Origin of the sequence: Methylocystis sp. L43 (assembly GCF_015709525.1) — a bacterium.
GTDB lineage: Bacteria > Pseudomonadota > Alphaproteobacteria > Rhizobiales > Beijerinckiaceae > Methylocystis.
The window spans coordinates 34,919-51,357 of sequence record NZ_JADNRA010000024.1; the positions used below are offsets into that span (position 1 = coordinate 34,919).

At 63.1% G+C, this 16,439-nt stretch carries 17 protein-coding genes and 1 tRNA gene; 9 read left to right on the forward strand and 9 right to left on the reverse strand.

Translation table 11 applies throughout. The annotated features are described in order from the left end of the window. The first annotated feature begins 112 nt into the window (after nt 1-112). The 4 genes from IYX23_RS06650 to IYX23_RS06665 all read left to right on the forward strand — a co-directional run bounded on the left by IYX23_RS06650 (nt 113) and on the right by IYX23_RS06665 (nt 5,398). Nucleotides 113-2,371 (forward strand): HAMP domain-containing sensor histidine kinase, encoded by a 2,259-nt coding sequence (locus IYX23_RS06650; protein WP_196394726.1) that lies wholly within the window; start codon nt 113-115, stop codon nt 2,369-2,371. A 512-nt stretch (nt 2,372-2,883) separates the two neighbouring features. Further along, nucleotides 2,884-3,660 (forward strand): 5-oxoprolinase subunit PxpA, encoded by a 777-nt coding sequence (locus tag IYX23_RS06655; RefSeq protein WP_196394725.1) that lies wholly within the window; start codon nt 2,884-2,886, stop codon nt 3,658-3,660. A 5-nt stretch (nt 3,661-3,665) separates the two neighbouring features. Further along, nucleotides 3,666-4,403, forward strand: coding sequence for an allophanate hydrolase subunit 1 (locus IYX23_RS06660; RefSeq protein ID WP_196394724.1), 738 nt, complete (start codon nt 3,666-3,668; stop codon nt 4,401-4,403). Further along, a complete protein-coding gene (locus IYX23_RS06665) occupies nt 4,400-5,398 on the forward strand; it encodes a biotin-dependent carboxyltransferase family protein (protein WP_196394723.1) in 999 nt (332 codons plus the stop codon). The genes IYX23_RS06660 and IYX23_RS06665 overlap by 4 nt, the downstream gene beginning before the upstream one ends. On the opposite strand, the gene IYX23_RS06670 is transcribed toward IYX23_RS06665, so the two are convergent. The 3 genes from IYX23_RS06670 to gloB all read right to left on the reverse strand — a co-directional run bounded on the left by IYX23_RS06670 (nt 5,399) and on the right by gloB (nt 7,557). Beyond that, on the reverse strand, nt 5,399-6,238 hold the full coding sequence (locus IYX23_RS06670) for a DUF5765 domain-containing protein (RefSeq protein WP_026223206.1): 840 nt from the start codon (nt 6,236-6,238) through the stop codon (nt 5,399-5,401). It lies immediately after the preceding gene. Nucleotides 6,239-6,328: 90 nt separating this feature from the next. Beyond that, entirely contained in the window at nt 6,329-6,784 is a 456-nt protein-coding gene (locus IYX23_RS06675; RefSeq protein ID WP_196394722.1) for a cupin domain-containing protein, read from the reverse strand. Continuing rightward, on the reverse strand, nt 6,781-7,557 hold the full coding sequence (gloB, locus tag IYX23_RS06680; RefSeq protein ID WP_196394721.1) for a hydroxyacylglutathione hydrolase: 777 nt from the start codon (nt 7,555-7,557) through the stop codon (nt 6,781-6,783). The genes IYX23_RS06675 and gloB overlap by 4 nt, the downstream gene beginning before the upstream one ends. Before the next feature lie 106 nt (nt 7,558-7,663). On the opposite strand from gloB, the gene IYX23_RS06685 reads away from it, so the two are divergent. Next, complete coding sequence (locus IYX23_RS06685) at nt 7,664-8,419, forward strand: methyltransferase domain-containing protein (protein WP_018409750.1); 756 nt, start codon at nt 7,664-7,666, stop codon at nt 8,417-8,419. 151 nt (nt 8,420-8,570) lie between these two features. Here the strand turns inward: IYX23_RS06685 and IYX23_RS06690 are convergent, their stop codons facing one another. Then, nucleotides 8,571-9,254 carry a phospholipase gene (locus IYX23_RS06690; RefSeq protein WP_196394720.1) on the reverse strand — a complete coding sequence of 228 codons (684 nt, stop codon included), beginning with the start codon at nt 9,252-9,254 and terminating at the stop codon, nt 8,571-8,573. A gap of 534 nt (nt 9,255-9,788) precedes the next feature. Here IYX23_RS06690 and IYX23_RS06695 point away from each other — a divergent pair. Together IYX23_RS06695 and IYX23_RS06700 are read left to right on the forward strand one after the other, a co-directional pair. Next, a complete protein-coding gene (locus IYX23_RS06695; protein WP_246716541.1) occupies nt 9,789-10,046 on the forward strand; it encodes a DUF2905 domain-containing protein in 258 nt (85 codons plus the stop codon). Between the two features lie 57 nt (nt 10,047-10,103). Then, the gene (locus IYX23_RS06700) at nt 10,104-10,892 is read left to right on the forward strand and encodes a hypothetical protein (protein ID WP_348643635.1); all 789 of its coding nucleotides are present in this window, start codon (nt 10,104-10,106) and stop codon (nt 10,890-10,892) included. A 9-nt stretch (nt 10,893-10,901) separates the two neighbouring features. Here IYX23_RS06700 and IYX23_RS06705 read toward each other — a convergent pair whose 3' ends face one another. Further along, nucleotides 10,902-12,206 carry a hypothetical protein gene (locus IYX23_RS06705; protein ID WP_196394718.1) on the reverse strand — a complete coding sequence of 435 codons (1,305 nt, stop codon included), beginning with the start codon at nt 12,204-12,206 and terminating at the stop codon, nt 10,902-10,904. A 151-nt stretch (nt 12,207-12,357) separates the two neighbouring features. Here IYX23_RS06705 and IYX23_RS06710 point away from each other — a divergent pair, with 151 nt between their 5' ends. Next, the gene (locus tag IYX23_RS06710; RefSeq protein ID WP_196394717.1) at nt 12,358-13,134 is read left to right on the forward strand and encodes an FkbM family methyltransferase; all 777 of its coding nucleotides are present in this window, start codon (nt 12,358-12,360) and stop codon (nt 13,132-13,134) included. Between the two features lie 61 nt (nt 13,135-13,195). On the opposite strand, the gene IYX23_RS06715 is transcribed toward IYX23_RS06710, so the two are convergent. The 4 genes from IYX23_RS06715 to galE form a co-directional block, all read right to left on the reverse strand. Further along, nucleotides 13,196-13,272 (reverse strand) — tRNA-Arg (locus IYX23_RS06715). 79 nt (nt 13,273-13,351) lie between these two features. Then, nucleotides 13,352-13,819, reverse strand: coding sequence for an SRPBCC family protein (locus tag IYX23_RS06720; RefSeq protein ID WP_196394716.1), 468 nt, complete (start codon nt 13,817-13,819; stop codon nt 13,352-13,354). Nucleotides 13,820-13,821: 2 nt separating this feature from the next. Next, nucleotides 13,822-14,151 (reverse strand): metalloregulator ArsR/SmtB family transcription factor, encoded by a 330-nt coding sequence (locus IYX23_RS06725; RefSeq protein WP_124739034.1) that lies wholly within the window; start codon nt 14,149-14,151, stop codon nt 13,822-13,824. A gap of 72 nt (nt 14,152-14,223) precedes the next feature. After that, nucleotides 14,224-15,210, reverse strand: coding sequence for a UDP-glucose 4-epimerase GalE (galE, locus tag IYX23_RS06730; protein ID WP_196394715.1), 987 nt, complete (start codon nt 15,208-15,210; stop codon nt 14,224-14,226). 217 nt (nt 15,211-15,427) lie between these two features. Here galE and galU point away from each other — a divergent pair, with 217 nt between their 5' ends. Then, nucleotides 15,428-16,312, forward strand: a complete 885-nt coding sequence (gene galU, locus IYX23_RS06735) for a UTP--glucose-1-phosphate uridylyltransferase GalU (RefSeq protein ID WP_196394714.1) — start codon at nt 15,428-15,430, stop codon at nt 16,310-16,312. Nucleotides 16,313-16,439 lie beyond the last annotated feature (127 nt).

Below are 16,439 nucleotides of genomic sequence, written 5' to 3' on the forward strand. Positions count from 1 at the left end.
ATCATAGACCTTGCGCGCGGCGGCGACTAATTTGCGTCATCCGTTAGCGTCGAGCCGACGAGACGCCAGACAAGCGCGCGACGAGCGAGACCGTCGGTTGAGGCGGTAGGCAATGGGCGGTTCGCAGCAGGACCTCGAAGAAGACGCGCGAGCAGCCGCTTGCGTGGCGGCGGATCCTGTTTTTTCCGCGCTCGACGCCTCAGGCGCGCCGATCGTCGCAGCGAGCGGAGATCCCCTGCGCATTGCTTTCGTGAACGAGTCCGCCCGCGCGGTCTTTGGCGAAGACGCCGGCGCGCTTGCCGAGCGGCTGTTTCGCGGCGACGATCCGGGGCCGAGACGCCTGGCCGAGCTGGTCGGCGACATGCGCCACCGCCCGGGCCTTCGCCTTGAGCGGCTGCGCTTTCGTGTCTCCGGGCTGGCGCAGACGATCACTTTTCTATGCCGCAGCCTCGCCGCGGACAGCGGCGCCTGTTTCATTATCGCGGCGCTTGGCGTTCGCGCGGATGGGCCGACGCAGAACCTGCGGCTGGCCGACGATTCGGCTGAAGGGCGGGTCAGCGATGAGACGGCGGCCCTCCGCCGCAGCCTCGCGGCGCGACATGGCGCGCGTTCGCCGCGCTTTCTGTGGAAGACCGACGCGGCTGGACGATTCACCGACGTCAGCCACGGGCTTGCGGATGTTGTCGGCGAAAAGGCGGCCGACGTTCTCGGCCGCTCAGTGCAGGACGCATCCCAGGCCCTCGCGCTCGACGCTGCATTCGCCCGCGCCGTCGCCTCGCGCCGCGCGTGGAGCGGCGTCGAGGTCGATTGGCCCTTGGCTTACGACGGCGGATGCGTGCCGACGACGCTCGGCGCTCGGCAGAGGAGGGATTCGGCGCGGCGGTTTCTCGGCTATCAGGGCTATGGCGTGTTGCACATCGACCGCGCGCGCGCCGCCGAACCCGCAGCGGCGACGGTTTCCGATGGGAGTTTTGAAGAGAACGCCTTCGAGCCGTCGCTCGACAATGTCGTGATGCTGCGTGCGCCGGCTTCGGCGCGCGTCGATGTGGGAGAGGCTCTCAGTTCGAGCGAACGCCTGGCGTTTGATGAAATCGCGCGGGCGCTCAAGGGCGGCGATCTCGTCATCCCGGCAGCGGAGGCCGCCGCGCCGTCGGAGCCCGAGCCGGAACAACAAGCGGCGCCAACATGGCGCAATCGCGAGTTCATCGCGCCGGGCCCCGAGCAGAGCGCGCTGGCGCTCGCCCGCGCGCTCGAAGAAAAGCTAGCGCGGGCGAAGTCCGAGAACGCGCTGCTTGGCGTGGCTTTCGACCTCGCGCGCGCGCCGCTTGCGATCGTGGCGGCGGACGGGATGATCCTGAGAGCCAACGCGCCGTTCGCGGCTTGCTTGGCGACGGAGGCGACTGCGCTTGAGAGTCGCAACCTGGCGTCTTTTCTCAACCCGTCCGACGCGCAAATCCTCAGTCGGGACTTTTCTGACGACCAGCCGCACGCCCACGCGCGCGTATCGCTGGCCACAGCGCCGCTGCGTGGGAGCGTCCCCGTCGATCTCATCCTGCGCCGGGTCTCCGTCGAGGGAAAGCCGATGATGTTGGTTTCCGCGGAGCCTCGGGAGGCCGTATCTGCGGATGACCGCGCGCTTGAAGCGGCGCGTTTTGCCGAAAGCGCCAATGCGGCGAAATCCGATTTCCTGACCCGCGTATCGCATGAGATTCGCACCCCGTTAAACGCGATCATGGGTTTTGCGGAAGTGATGATGGAGGAGCGTCTCGGGCCGATCGGCTCTCCTCGCTACAAGGAATATTTGAAAGACATCCGCGCGTCCGGCGCGCATGTCTTATCCCTCGTCAACGATCTTTTGGATCTCTCGAAGATCGAAGCCGGCAAGATGGAGCTTTCCTTCTCGCGCGTTGACGCCAATGCAGCCATCGCCGAATGCGCGTCGATTATGCAGGCCCAAGCCAATCAGGGGCGCGTCGTCATGCGTCTCGCGCTTGCGGCGGGCCTGCCGCCGCTGCGCGCCGATGCGCGCTCGCTCAAACAGATACTTCTCAATCTTCTGTCGAATGCAGTGAAGTTCAACGAGCCGGGCGGGCAGGTCATCGTGTCGAGCGCGCTGAACGACGCCGGCTCTGTCGTCATCCGGGTCAAGGATACGGGGATCGGCATGTCGGAGGAGGATGTCGCGACCGCCTTGGAGCCGTTCCGGCAGGTTGGCGCTTTGCGCAGGGCGAGCGGAACGGGGCTTGGACTGCCGCTGACAAAGGCCTTAATCGAGGCGAATCACGCGTCATTCAGCATTAAGAGCCGTCACAATGAGGGCACTCTGATCGAAATCGCGTTTCCTCCGCCGCAAGCTCTCGCGGCGGAGTAGTCCGAACAACGATGGAAGAGGGGCCGGTAGGAAACGAAAGCTGAACCGGAGCAGCTCAGTCCGTTGGCGCAACAACGCCGACGCTTAGGCCAAGCTAGTGCTCGCCAACGGACCGTATGGAACGTAAGGCCTTACTTTTCTTGACCTTAGCGGCCAATCTTCATCGCGACGAGAGCGCCGCCGATGACGATAGCGAGCATGAGTCCCGGGATAAGATACTGCATATTTTTTCCTCCCACATTGAGCCAGCCAGTGGCTCTTTTTTCCGGCTTCGCCGCGATATAGCTTCACCAAAGGGCACTGTCTTTGTCAAGCGCCACCTTGCCCTATTTGTGCGGGTTTGTGCCGATCTTCGCTGCACGGATCGCTATGTCACAGGCCGACAATCGCGGCGCTGAAGCCATCGGCCCATAAGAAGTTGTAGGGCGCAGACTGACCGAGCGTTGCGCATTGCCGCCGTGGCGCGGTTGCGCCAATCTCGCTGCCCTCTTTTGAAGGCGACTCGCTTCCCCATGACTTCCGCCGCTCGCACGATCGACCTTAACGCCGACCTCGGGGAAGGCTTCGGCCACTGGCGCATGGGCGACGACAGCGCGATGCTCGACATCGTGACGAGCGCCAATGTCGCTTGCGGCTTCCACGCCGGCGATCCCGACATCATGGCGACGACATTCTCGCGCGCCAAAGAAAAGGGAGTGGCGGTCGGCGCCCATGTCGCTTTTCCGGACCTCGCGGGCTTCGGGCGGCGCAGTTTGCCGATGAGCGCGCGGGAGATCGAGCGTGCGGTCGCCTATCAGCTGGGCGCGGCGCAAGCGCTGGCGGCTCTGAGCGGACATCGAATCACGCATGTGAAGGCGCATGGCGCGCTCGCCAATATCGCCGAGCGCGACGCCGACGTCGCGGACGCCATCGCCCGCGCGGTCCGCGGCGTCGATCCGTCGCTCGCGCTGCTCGCGATTGCGCTGTCCGAGCAAACGCACGCGGGGGCGCGCGCGGGGCTGCGCGTCGTAAATGAAATTTTCGCCGACCGCGCTTATATGGACGACGGACGCCTGCAGCCGCGATCGGAAGAAGGCGCGGTGATCGAGGATATCGAAAGAGCCTGCGCCCGCGTGCGCGACATGCTCGCGCAGGGGGGGTTGAGGACCGCGAGCGGCAAACTCCTGTCGACGCAAATCGACTCGGTCTGCGTTCACGGCGATTCGACCCTTGCGGTTGAAATGGCCCGGAGGCTGCGCGCCGCGCTCGAAGGCGACGGCTGGAAGCTGCGCGCCTTCGCAGGAGCGTGATTGCGATGGACGATGAGACGCCGCGCTTTCTCGACTGCGGCGAGGCGGCGCTTTCAGTGGAATTCGGCGACAGCGTCGATCCTGCCGTCAACGCCCGCGTGCTGGCGCTCGACGAGCGTCTTCGCGCCGCGCCGCCGGCCGGCCTGCGCGAAACGACGCCCACTTACCGCGCGCTGTTCATGCGCTACGAGCCGCTCGAAATTTCGCGCGCCGCGCTTGTTGCGGCGATCGAAGGTCTGATCGCGCCTCTTGATATGGACGCGCGGGCGCTGCAGCCGGCTGCGCGCTGGACCATTCCCTGCTGCTATGATCCCGAGTTCGCGGAAGACATTGGCGAAGCCGCCGCGTTGCTCGGGCAAACGGCGCAATCGCTGGCGCAGCTGCACGCCGGCGCAGACTATCGCGCCTACATGTATGGTTTCGCGCCGGGGTGGTGCTATCTCGGCGGGCTGCCGCAGGCGCTCGCGATCCCGCGGCGCGCCACCCCCCGCGGTCCGACGCCGCAGGGCGGGACGTTGATCGGCGGCGCGCTCTCTTTGATCGCCGCTAGTCCCATGCCAACCGGTTGGTATGTCGTCGGGCGCACGCCTGAGCGCATGTTCGCGCTGGACCGCGACCCGCCTTTTCTTGTCGCGCCGGGCGACGCCGTGCGTTTTGAGCCGATCGACGCAAAGACATTCCTGACGCTCGATGCGCGCGCCTTGGCCGGCGAGACGGTGGCGCGCCGGGAGACGCTGTTTTGAGCGCGCGGCTGCTTATCGAGGCCGCCGGGCCCGGCGTCACGATTCAGGACGAGGGCCGCTTCGGACTGTCGCGCTACGGCGTCACGCTGGCGGGGCCGATGGATCTTGGCGCTTATGTCGCCGCCACACGCGCCGCCGGCGCCGACAGCGCGATCGAAGTTTCGCTCGGGGGCGCGACGGTTCGGGCGGAAGGCGCGACGCTTTGCGTCGCTGTGGCGGGAGGCGATTTCGACATCCGGCTCGACGGGCGGCCAATGCCGCCGGCGTGCCTGCTGCCGCTTACCGAGGGCGCGCGGCTCGTGCTGCGCGCGGGCGGGTCGGGGGCGTGGTGCTATGTCGCCGTTGGCGGAAGGCTCGATCTCGCGCCGACGCTTGGTTCGCGCTCGACGCACGCCCGGTCCGGGCTCGGGCCAAAGCCGCTCGCCGCCGGCGACGCCTTGATGCTCGCCGAGGCGGCGGCGCCGCCGCTCGAGCCGCTGGCCTTGGCGGCGCCTTGGCTCGCCGCAAGCGGCGCGCCGATCCGCGTTCTTGTCGGGCCTCAGGCGGACTATTTTGCGCCGGAGGAGATCGAGGCCTTTTTGAACGCACGCTGGCGCATCGGCGCCCGCAGCGATCGGATGGCCTATCGGCTCGAGGGTCCGGCGATCCGCCATCGGCGCGGACATGACATCGTCTCCGATGGGGTCGCCATGGGCGCCATTCAGATTCCCGGCGACGGCGCGCCGCTCGCGCTCATGGCGGACCGACAGCCGACCGGCGGCTATCCGAAGATCGCGACGGTGATCGGGGCGGACATCTGCCGGCTGGCGCAATTGCGTCCCGGCGAAGACCTGTCCTTCCGCGCCGTGGACTGGGACGAGGCGGTCGCCGCCCGCCGCGCCTATTTTGAGGCCATCGAGGCCGGCGCGACGCGCGAGCCTCTCGGCGCCGAGATGACCACCGAGTCGCTGCTGGCGGAAAATCTCGTCGGCGGCGTCGTCAACGCGCGAGACTGATTATTCCGCCGGCTCTTTGACCTCGGTGAGGAGAGCGACCGGCTCGGCCGGCTGCGGCGCCGCCGCGGCGAGGGCCGCCTTTGCCGCCGCTTTGCGCCGCTTCCACCATTTGATCAACATCATCCACCACGGGTCGCCGACGTGCAGGTGATAGCGCAGCGGCGTCTTGATGATGGCGAGCACGAGTCCGATCGAGAACAGACACCAGACCGCCGGCCATTCATTAATGTTGCTGGTCGTCAGACCGGCGAGAAACGGCCCCGCAAGCCAGGAGAACAGGATGAAGCGCCAGCTGCCGAAGAGCGCTGGGATGTAGAAGGCCATCAGCGGATATTCGATGTAGCCGCGGCCGAGATAGGCGTTATCGACCATGGAATTGCCAAGGCCATTCGTCGGCAGCAGCCAGGCGATGTGCCATTCGCCGCGGACCGTGCACAGCATGTCGCCGCAGAGCGGTCGTCCGGCGGCGCAGTGTCCAGCCCAGGCGAAGGGATACAGCTGGAGCAGCATGGCGATAGCCGCGACGAAGCAGCCGAAATAGGCCCAGGGCGCGATGATGCGGGCGCTGTCCTTGGGCATGAAATAAAGCGCGACGGCGTTAATGAAGAAGGGCTGGAATGTGATGTGGAGATAACCAAACATGGTCATCAATTGGTTGAGCGGCGAGTCGCACTGATTCAAGACCGAGTAGGCGACCGCCTGAAGCGACTCCATGCTGGCGAAGTAGAGAAGGCAGACCCAGAGGGCGAGCGGTTCGGGGTCCTTTTTGAGCGCCGAATAGGCCGCGCCGGCGATCCCCGCCGTCGCCAACACCGCTGACGCCTCTCCACTCCAACACATTCGGACATTTCCTCATTTTTATTGTCTGCGACCCGATACACTATCCGCCGGGTCGGTCAAAGCCCCCGATCGGCTGAAAAGCCCTTGAGTTCAGGCTGGAACGTCGGGGGAGAAGTCCGCGGGCGCCAGCTCGAAGCCGGCGAATTCAAAGCCCGGCGCGACCGTGCACCCGACGAGGGTCCATTCGCTCGCCCCCCGGCCGAGGCTTTTCGCCGACTGCCACACGCCCGCGGGGACGACGGCCTGGGGCCGCTCGCCCGCCGCGAGTTCGGCGCCCAGGCGCAAGACTTCGGTCGGGGCGCCCTGCGTCGCGATCTTAAGCTCGAGCGCCGCGCCGGCGTAGAAGTGCCAGACTTCGGCGGCGTCGACCCTATGCCAGTGGGAGATTTCGCCGCCGGGCAGCAGATAATAGATCGCCGTCGATGCGGCGCGGGGGCCGCCGACCGGCAGGGGATCGCGGAAGGTCTGCCGATAAAAGCCGCCCTCGGGATGTGGCGCGAGTTCGAGCAGCTGCACGATCTCCTGCGTCGAAAGCGCGCTTGTCATGCGGCGAAACTGTTCTTGCGCTCGCGCATCGCCGCGAAGACCGCGAAAGGATCGGCGCCCTGCATGCCCATCGCGGCCTTCACGCTCGGGTCCTCGACGCGCAGAAACGGGTTGGTGGCGTTTTCCAGCGCAATCGTCGTCGGGAGCGTGAATTTTCCGTTCTCGCGCAGCTCGGCGACCGTTTGCGCCCGTTCGCGCAGCACCGGATTGTCGGGATCGACGGTGAGCGCGAATTTGGCGTTGGCCTGCGTATATTCGTGGCCGCAATAGACGCGCGTTTCGCCGGGCAGGTTGGCGAGCGCTTCGAGGGTGAGATGCATCATGTCCATGGTGCCCTCGAAAACGCGGCCGCAGCCGAGCGAGAAGAGCGTGTCGCCGACAAATGCGAGTTCATTGTCGCCGAAATAATAGGCGATGTGTCCCAGCGTATGGCCGGGCGTTTCAATGACGCGCGCGCGGGCCTCTCCGACCTCGACCACGTCGCCTTCGATCACCGCGCGATCGAGCGGCGGGAGGCGATGCGCGTCCTTGGCTGCGCCGATGACCTGCATGCGCGGAAAGCGCGACTTGAGCGTCTGCGTCCCCTGAACGTGATCGGCGTGGTGATGGGTCAGCAGCAAATGCGTCAGCGGCCAGCCGCGCCGCTCGGCCTCCTTGGCGATCGCTTCGCCGTCCGGCGCGTCGACGCTCGCGGTTGCGCCGAGTTCCGGCTCATGAATGAGCAGGCCGAAATTGTCATTCAGGCAGATGAACTGCGCGACTTCCAAAGCCATGGGGCGTCGTCTCCTTGGGCGGTCGCCTACCATAGCGCTTCGCCAAACAACGCGACAGCCGAACGCGCGCGACCGGCGCGCCTTGCGCTACCGATCGATTGAGTCGATGATCGAGGCCATGCTCGACGTCGTCAATTTGCGGGCCTTTTACGACACGGCGCTGGGGGAGGTCGCGCGCCGCCTGGTGTCGCGGCTGGTGCGCACGCGCTGGCAGGATCACGCCGGGCTGCGCGTGCTCGGTCTTGGCTATGCGACGCCTTACCTCGACAGTTTTCGGGAGAAGGCGCAGCGAGTTCTCGCCTTCATGCCGGCCACGCAGGGCGTCGTCCATTGGCCGCCCGACGGGCGCTCCGCCTCGGCCCTGGTGGAGCCGTCGATGACGCCGCTGCCTGACGCCAGCATGGATCGCATCCTGATCGTGCATGCGCTGGAGACCGACGAACATCCGCATGATCTGCTCGAAGAAATCTGGCGCATTCTCGCGCCCGGCGGCCGGGTGCTGATCGTCGCGCCGAGTCGCACCGGCCTTTGGGCGCGCGTCGACACGACGCCCTTTGGACAGGGTCACCCCTATTCGCGCGGTCAGCTGCAGCAATTGCTGCAGGAAGCGCAGTTCCTGCCGCTTTATTGGGACGAGGCGCTTTACGTGCCGCCGTTCCAGCGCGCGTCGCTGCTGCGTTCGGCGCCGGCCTTCGAGCGAATCGCCGGCCGCTTCTCGCTGCCCGGCGGCGGCGTGCATATTGTCGAGGCGACGAAGCAGCTCTATCGCCCGGTCATGCGCCGCGCCGTGCGCCGCGTGCCGGTCGAACTTGAACCGGCGATGGAGCCGGCGGGCGCCGAGGCCGGGCTTGAGGGAATTTGAGGCTGCGGATGAGCGTCGATTCGACGGGCTCAGCTGGCGCTTCCCGATCACATCGAATCTGATGATCGGTCAGGAATCGCTCAAATCACAAATGGCGGAGCAGGTTCTCATCGAAAAAGTCCGCCCACTTTTTCGGAACCTGACCTAAACGTCAGCGCCGGCGAAGTTCGACGGCGACGCCGAACGACTGCGCCAGAAACAGGGCGCCGTGGATCAGCCCGGTTTCGTCGATTCCGTGGCCGAGCCGCGCCGAGAGGTGCCATTGGGTCGGCACGCCGGAGTCGGCGAGCGCATTGGCGGACATGAGCAGCGCCTCGACGGGGATCATTTCGTCTTCTTCGCCGTGCGCCAAAAGGACGGCCGGCGGTTTCTCATAGGCCACCGGCGCTTCGTCGGCCTGCGCCGGGCCGAGCACATAAACGCCCGAATAGCCAAGAATCGCGCGCGGCGCACCCTTGCGGCGCAGCCCCGTATGCAGCGCCATCATCGTGCCCTGGCTGAATCCGACGAGCGCCAGCGCGCGATCGTCGAGGCCGCGCTGGTCGAGTTCGGCGTCGAGAAAGGCGTCGAGCGTCGGACGCGCGGCAATGCAGCCGCGCCAGCGCTCTTCCGGGTCGCGCATGGTGAGCGGAAACCATTGCCGTCCGGTCGGCGATGCGGCGCATCGATCCGGCGCATGCGGCGCGACGAAATCGGCGTCGGGAAGGAAGGCGCGCCATTGGCGGCCGATCTCGATGAGATCGGCGCCGTCGGCGCCGTAGCCATGAAGAAAAACGACGAGCTGCTTTGGCTTGCCGGAACGCGCCTGCACTCTCGGACCATCAATCGCCGCCATGAACCTGCGCCCTTCCGTCGCGTCGCATATATGCCGGAAGGGTTATGCGCGAAGGGCGGCGCCGGCGCAACGGCGCGTGAAACGCTCCCGCGAAACTATAACGTCTTCACGAAAAACGAAACGATCTTGAACGCATAGATGCAGGCGGCCGCCAGCGTGCTGTGCTTGACCATGGTCATGGCGAGATAAATGTGATCAGGCCTCATGAAAACCCTCGTAGTCGCACGCAACCGCTGCGCGCCGGCGATCGCATCAGGAGCGACCCATGCAATGAGACGGTTGCTTTGCGAAGAGTCGCGCGGCCTGCGTCTCCAACAGGCTCCCGCAAGAGGCGCGCCATGCGCCGTCGGTTCGATTGCGTCGGTTCGCCGCAGGCGAAACCCAATGCAACGACGTCGAACCCTTCGCCGGCACCTAAACTTTGACAAAGCGCTTGGTCAAGCGAAGGACGACGAGATTCCTGGCTTTGCGACAATGTGTCACCTGAAGCGGCGATCACGATGACGCGCCGGCGCTGCTGGCGATTTCGTCGAAATGCGCGAAATAGCAATCGTGAACGTCATCGATCAGGAACGCGACGAAAGGCTGACAATGGCCAAGTTTCTCATCATCGCCGGGCTCGTCATGGTCGGCCTCGGCATTCTTTGGACGGTCGGGGAGAGATTTGGCCTCGGGCGTCTGCCAGGCGATATCGTCGTCGAGCGTGGCAATTTCAAATTCTACTTTCCGCTCGCCACCTCGCTCGTTTTGAGCGTCGTCATCAGCCTGCTTTTATGGCTGTTCAGTCGATAAGCCCTTTTGACAATTTGACGCGGGCGTCGGCTAATGCCGCCGAAAAGGGAGGCGCCTGTGCCGACGTTTTTTAGATATCTGTCCGTGACGGAAATGGCTGCGCTGTTCTGCATCGGGTTCCTTGCCGCGACATGGCTGGGCGTGTTCCTTTTTCGCACTCTCGCGCATCAATGGATCCACGGCCGTCGTAACGCCAACGAAATGATCGGACTGACGCTGGCCGCGTTCTCGACGCTTTACGGCATTCTTTTGGGGCTGCTCGCGGTTGAGGCCTATCAGGACTTCTCTGCGGTCGGCGACGTCGTCTCAAAGGAGGCGCTCACGATCGCCGCTCTTCACCGAGATTTCGACGGCTTTCCGCAGCCGACCAGCAGCGAGCTTCAGGAAAAACTTCGCAGCTACGCACTCGAGGCGGTCGAGGCCGTACATCCGCCGCCGAATGTCCCTCGCGAAGCCCATTCACGCTCGCCGGGATTGACCGCGCTATTCGCCCAGGTCATGAATTTTCAGCCCAAGCTCAAAAGCCAGGAACTGGTCCAAGCCGAGACGTTCGCGCGTCTGAATACGCTTGTCGAGCATCGCCGTTATCTCATCGCCGCCGGCGACAGCGGCATTCCGAAGGAGCTCTGGTGGGTTATGTGTCTCGGCGGATTCTTGTTGCTTGGCCTCGTGACCATTTTCGACATGGAGCTCCATGTCCATCTGATCCTCAGCGGCGCTATTGCGCTCTTTATGGGATCGGTCGTGTTTTTGATTGCCGCGATGGACAATCCGTTCAACGGCGGGATGACGGTCGATTCGGGGCCGATCGAATCTGTGCTGCAGACTTTCCCGGCGCCGCGCTGAGACCGCTCATCAGTCGCTGCACTTTTTTTCGAACCGCCACTCGTCGGCCAGCCGAGCGGCGATCGCCTTGGCGACAGCGCGGTTGCCGACGCTTTCGCCGGTCGCCGGGTCGGCGAAAAAGTGAATATGATCTGCGTAAATCGTGTCCGGAATTGCGGAGAAAACGTCCAGCAGGCTATGGATGGCGATTCCATCCTGCTTCAGCTTGAGCAGCGTATCGGCCATCTTGAGATACAGATCCTTGTAGCTCAAATCGCCAACCACGCCTTTTTCCTCTTCGGTGAGGGTCTTGCCGTAAACCGGCGAGGGCTGAATGAAGAACACCACTTTTGCGCCTTGCGCTTGGGCGAGCGCGGCGGTCGTTTTGAAATATTTTTTGTACTGATCGAGGTTGTACTCGTAAACTTCGTCGCGACTCCACTCCTTGGGCACGGAAAAATTCGTCAAATGCGACTTATGAAGCGACGCCATGTTTTTCATAATTGAATCGTTGAGTTTGGTGCGGGCCGCGTCGACAAAAAAGAATATCGCGTTTGATGACCTCAAAAGCGGCATATTAAAGTAAAATGAATAAAATGAGTTCAGCGCCGCGCCGCCGAGTATCGGCAGATAGGTGCCCGATGCAGATGGATTCACTAAGATAAAGTTGTTCGAAGGCCATTCAAAACGTTTTGACCAAGACGTCCATTTATCGAGAAGCATATCCTTCTCATTGAAGCCTTCCAAGGTAATGATGCCATCAAAAACCTCGCCGTAGAGAAGGGTCATGATGGCCTGTTGCGGCTGCTTCCAGCCGCCATCGGCGCCGTTATAAACTTCAAATGTCGTCCGTCCCTCCGGAGGAACATAGCATTTATTTAAATGTTCTTCGAGGAATTTGGGTTTGTCTTTATGCAATTGGCCGAACATGGCGGCCACCGATCCGCCGCTCACCATGATGCGAAACTTGTCGGTCTCCTTTTTGTAGGGAAAGTCGCGTCCGAACAAACCGACATTGTTTATCTCGAACTCTGAATTCTCGCAGGGCGGATTATCCGCATGAACGTTGGTCAAATAGGGGTGAGGATAAACAGTGTCCATGTAGCGGCATTTGACGTTTCTCTTCGACGTCATGTGCACCACGAACGTATTCGAACGGATTTCTTCGCGCGTTTGCGGGCTGACGAGTTTTCCTTCGCTCAGAAAATAATAAAGAGTGAAGCCGGCTTCTACAGCAAGCAAACACAGGACGATCACAATGAAGTTAGCGGCGATGCGAACGCTGCGGCGGGGCGTTTTGGCCGGACTATTTGTTGTTTCGCCTTTTCCGTTCATCAAAAGCCCTTTCCAATTGTCCCTGGCTCGTGCAAAAGACTCTAGCCACAGCGGCCATGAGACTAAACGTGGTTTCGCCAATTAACAATGCGCTGGCGCCGCTCACATTCGCGCGCACAAGCGAATAGCACCGAGAGTTGAAAGGCGCGAGATGTGGATCTCCTACGCACAAAATTTCGAAGACGTCATGCTCGAGCGCGCCTTCGCGGATCTGGCGGAAGGCGTCTATGTTGACGTTGGCGCATGGGACCCGGACCTTGAATCTGTGACGCGGCATTTCTACGAACGCGGTTGGCGCGGCGTCAATATCGAGCCAAATCCTTATTATTTCAGGCGGCTGCAGGAGCGGCGTCCGCGCGACGTCAATCTATCTGTCGCGGTCGGCGCGCGAGCGGGTCAGGCGACCATGACGCTCGTCCACGATACCGGCATGTCCAGCCTCGACGCCAAGGTGGCGGCATCGCATGCGCCGCTCGGCTTCGAACAGGAGGAGATGCAAGTAGAGGTGCGCACACTCAACAGCATTTTTGAGGAGCAGGCGCCGTCCACAGTGCATTTTCTCAAGATCGACTGCGAAGGATCTGAGAGAGATGTTATCGTAGAGTTTGACCTTGGCCGGTTTCGGCCGTGGATCATTCTCGTTGAATCCGTAGTGCCGGGCTCCACGCTGGAATCGCACGGTGCTTGGGAGCCGCATATTTTGCGGTCCGACTATACGTTTGCCTATTTCGATGGACTCAATCGCTTTTATGTCGCCTGTGAACACGCCGACCTGCAAAGGCATTTTGCTGTTCCGCCCAATGTGTTCGACGATTTCTATGTCGACCGAATGATGCAGATGGGGGTGGCTTTGGAAGCCAAACGCAAGAAGGCCGAAGAAGAAGACAGAGCGCCCTGGTGGCGCGCGCCATTCGCGCGGCGCGGGTGATCTGATTCGGCGGCGTCGACGCTCCGCCGAATTTGCCGGAGGTCCATACGCCTCGACGTGTTGGCGGTCCCGAAGGGATTCGAACCCCTGACCTTCGGTTTAGGAAACCGCTGCTCTATCCTGCTGAGCTACGGGACCGCGTCGCTCCCTGTCTAGCATAGAGCGCGTTTTAGAAAAATTGCGTCGTGGGCCCGCCGGCGCCAGGGGGCATAACTCTTCAGGACAGATCGCGCGCCACGTCTTCGAGTTGCGTGATGCATGCGCCCCAGCCGTCGTAAAATCCCAGCTCTTCATGGCGTCGGCGTTCGGCGTCGTCCTTATGCATGACGCGCGCGACGTAGCGCGTCCCGGAGCCCTCGTCGGCCATGCTCACGATCGCGGTGAACGCGAGCCAGGGCGAGGCGGGACGCCAGCCGCCGATCAGCATCGAGGTGAAGACGATCCGCTCCTGCGCCGCGATGTCGAGAAAGCAGCCGGGATTGTCGCTTTCTCCGCCATCCGGCCCGCTCATGAACGTGTGAAAGGCGCCGCCGGGACGGAAGTCGAAGGCGCGGACCTCCGTCGTCCAGGGTCGAGGGCACCACCATTCCTTCAAGAGCGCCGGGTCGGCCCAAGCCTGCCAGACGCGCGCGCGGGGGGCGGCCACCAAGCGGGAAATTTCAAGATCCGGTTTTTGATCGCCCATCCTCAATCCTCGCTTTTCTCCAGGAACGCATCCAAACGGTCGAAGCGCGCCTCCCAATGCGCGCGTTGCCGCGCGAGCCACGCCTGCGCGGCGTCGAATCTTTTTGGCTGGATGCGGCAGGTGCGCACGCGCCCGACCTTACGGCTCGTCACAAGCCCGCTCCGCTCCAGAGTCTGCAAATGCTGCATGACCGCAGGCAGCGACATGTTGAGCGGCTTGGCCAAGTCGCTGACATTCGCCGGCCCGCGCGCAAGGCGCTCGACCATGGCGCGTCGCGTCGGATCGGCGAGCGCCGAGAACATGCGATCGAGACTCTCCGAACGCTTAGGCATTCGCTTAAGAATCGTTTCAGGGGCGCAAAGACAAGAAAAACTTCATCACTCACTTAAGTTTTTAGTTGATGATCAGCCGCGCGCCATCAGGCGCTTCTCCCACTCCAGAGCCTGACGAACGATCTCGTCGAGATTGTCATGCTGCGGCGTCCAGCCGAGAGTCCGGCGAATTCTTTCGTTTGCCGCAACGATCGCCGCGGGGTCGCCGGGCCGGCGCGGGGCAATTTCAACTTCGAAATCGACGCCGGAAACCCGCTTCACCGATTCGATCACCTCGAGAACGGAAAAGCCGCGCTCATAGCCGCAATTGGCGGTGAGATTGGCGCCGCCGTCGCGCAGATAACGCAAGGCGTCGAGATGGGCGCGCGACAGATCGGTGACCTGGATATAATCGCGCACGCATGTGCCGTCCGGCGTCGGGTAATCATCGCCGAAAACCTGCAGCTTCGGGCGCAGGCCGAGCGCCGTCTGCACGGCGACCTTGATGAGATGCGTGGCCTCGGGCGTCGATTGCCCCGAACGCCCCTTCGGATCCGCGCCGGCGACATTGAAATAGCGCAAAGCGACATAGGCAAGGCCGTGCGCGCGCGCCGTATCCTCGAGCATCCACTCGACCATGAGCTTGGATCGCCCATAGGGCGAAACCGGCTTCAACGGCTCGTCCTCGCTGACCGGATTTTGCAGCGGGTCGCCGTAGACGGCGGCGGTCGAAGAAAAGATGAAGCGCTTGACGCGACGCGCCACCGCCGTCGCGAGCAGGGTGCGCGCTTTCGCCGTATTGTTGAGATAATAGCCGAGAGGGTCGGCGACGGAGTCGGGAACGACGATCTTTGCGGCGAAGTGAATGATCTCATCGACGCCGTGGCGCTCGATTAGATCGGCGACGAGATCCGCGTCGCCGAAATCGCCGACGACGAGCGGCGTCCCTTCCGGAACCGACCAGCGAAAACCGGTCGAAAGATCGTCGAGCACGACGGGCGGACCTTCGCCGGCGTCGAGCAGTTCGAGAACCGTATGACTGCCGATATAGCCGGCGCCGCCCGTAACCAGAACCGTCATGCCGCAACCTTCCTCTCGTATCCGCCGCCGGGCGTGAACGCCGCAGCCTGAAGCCCCTCAATGCCTTTGCGCCGTTCGCGTCGCGAACTCTACGATCCCGCCAAATCGTGCTAAACGGCCGAGTTTCAAGACGCCTTCCGACGACCTGGGCGAGTCGCCTCCGGAGCGATTCGCCGCTATCACCCCTTCGCCGTCTCACCTCTCAACGGGCTTCTCCATGAGCAAACGCATTCGCAAGGCTGTTTTCCCTGTCGCCGGCCTCGGCACGCGCTTTCTGCCCGCCACCAAGGCCGTGCCGAAGGAAATGCTGACCGTCGTCGACCGCCCGGTCGTGCAGCATGTCGTGGACGAGGCGCGAGAAGCCGGAATAGAGCATTTCATTTTCGTCACCGGGCGCGGCAAGGGCGCCATCGAAGATCATTTCGACATGGCCTATGAGCTTGAGGACACGCTGCGCCGCCGCAACAAGACCAAGGAATATGAAGCGCTGATGTCGGACCTGCCGGCCGCCGGCGCGACAAGCTTCACCCGCCAGCAGGCGCCGCTTGGCCTCGGCCACGCCGTATGGTGCGCGCGCGACATTATCGGCGACGAACCCTTCGCGGTGCTGCTGCCCGACATGATCACGCTTCCGGCGCCGGGCCAGAACGCGCGCTGCCTCGCCGAGGCGGTCGCGGCCTATGAAAAACACGGCGGCAATATCATCGCGGTCGAGGAAGTGAAGCCGGAAGAGACGCATCAATACGGCATCGTCGCGCGCGGCAAGGATTATGGTTCGACCTTCGAAATCACCGGCATGGTCGAGAAGCCGCCGCAGGGAACCGCGCCCAGCAATTTCATCATTTCCGGTCGCTATATTCTGGAGCCGGAAATTTTCGGGCTGCTCGAAAAGCATGAAAAAGGCGCGGGCGGCGAAATTCAGCTCACCGACGCCATGATCCATCTTGCGAAGACGCGGCCCTTCCACGCCGTACGCTTCGACGGACGCACCTATGACACGGGTTCAAAGCTCGGATTTCTCGCGGCCAATGTGGCTTTTGGCCTGGCGCGGCCGGACGTCGCGGAGGGCCTGCGCGCCGAGCTGAAGAAGATGCTCGAATAGAGTGTATATCCAAAAAAGACAGTGGCTTGTGCGCGTCTCGGGCGAGCTGCGGCTCTTGTCCGCGGCAGGGTTCGCCGTTTGACGCGGGCGCGCGCCTCATTAAACCTTCAAACGATTCTTAAGATCG

Bases quoted from the DNA above. Each gene is read 5' to 3' on its own strand.
- IYX23_RS06650 (WP_196394726.1), top strand. From the start codon at position 113: ATGGGCGGTTCGCAGCAGGACCTCGAAGAAGACGCGCGAGCAGCCGCT.
- IYX23_RS06655 (WP_196394725.1), top strand. From the start codon at position 2,884: ATGACTTCCGCCGCTCGCACGATCGACCTTAACGCCGACCTCGGGGAA.
- IYX23_RS06660 (WP_196394724.1), top strand. From the start codon at position 3,666: ATGGACGATGAGACGCCGCGCTTTCTCGACTGCGGCGAGGCGGCGCTT.
- IYX23_RS06670 (WP_026223206.1), bottom strand. From the start codon at position 6,238: ATGTGTTGGAGTGGAGAGGCGTCAGCGGTGTTGGCGACGGCGGGGATC.
- IYX23_RS06675 (WP_196394722.1), bottom strand. From the start codon at position 6,784: ATGACAAGCGCGCTTTCGACGCAGGAGATCGTGCAGCTGCTCGAACTC.
- gloB (WP_196394721.1), bottom strand. From the start codon at position 7,557: ATGGCTTTGGAAGTCGCGCAGTTCATCTGCCTGAATGACAATTTCGGC.
- IYX23_RS06685 (WP_018409750.1), top strand. From the start codon at position 7,664: ATGATCGAGGCCATGCTCGACGTCGTCAATTTGCGGGCCTTTTACGAC.
- IYX23_RS06690 (WP_196394720.1), bottom strand. From the start codon at position 9,254: ATGGCGGCGATTGATGGTCCGAGAGTGCAGGCGCGTTCCGGCAAGCCA.
- IYX23_RS06695 (WP_246716541.1), top strand. From the start codon at position 9,789: ATGCGCGAAATAGCAATCGTGAACGTCATCGATCAGGAACGCGACGAA.
- IYX23_RS06705 (WP_196394718.1), bottom strand. From the start codon at position 12,206: ATGAACGGAAAAGGCGAAACAACAAATAGTCCGGCCAAAACGCCCCGC.
- IYX23_RS06710 (WP_196394717.1), top strand. From the start codon at position 12,358: ATGTGGATCTCCTACGCACAAAATTTCGAAGACGTCATGCTCGAGCGC.
- IYX23_RS06720 (WP_196394716.1), bottom strand. From the start codon at position 13,819: ATGGGCGATCAAAAACCGGATCTTGAAATTTCCCGCTTGGTGGCCGCC.
- IYX23_RS06725 (WP_124739034.1), bottom strand. From the start codon at position 14,151: ATGCCTAAGCGTTCGGAGAGTCTCGATCGCATGTTCTCGGCGCTCGCC.
- galE (WP_196394715.1), bottom strand. From the start codon at position 15,210: ATGACGGTTCTGGTTACGGGCGGCGCCGGCTATATCGGCAGTCATACG.
- galU (WP_196394714.1), top strand. From the start codon at position 15,428: ATGAGCAAACGCATTCGCAAGGCTGTTTTCCCTGTCGCCGGCCTCGGC.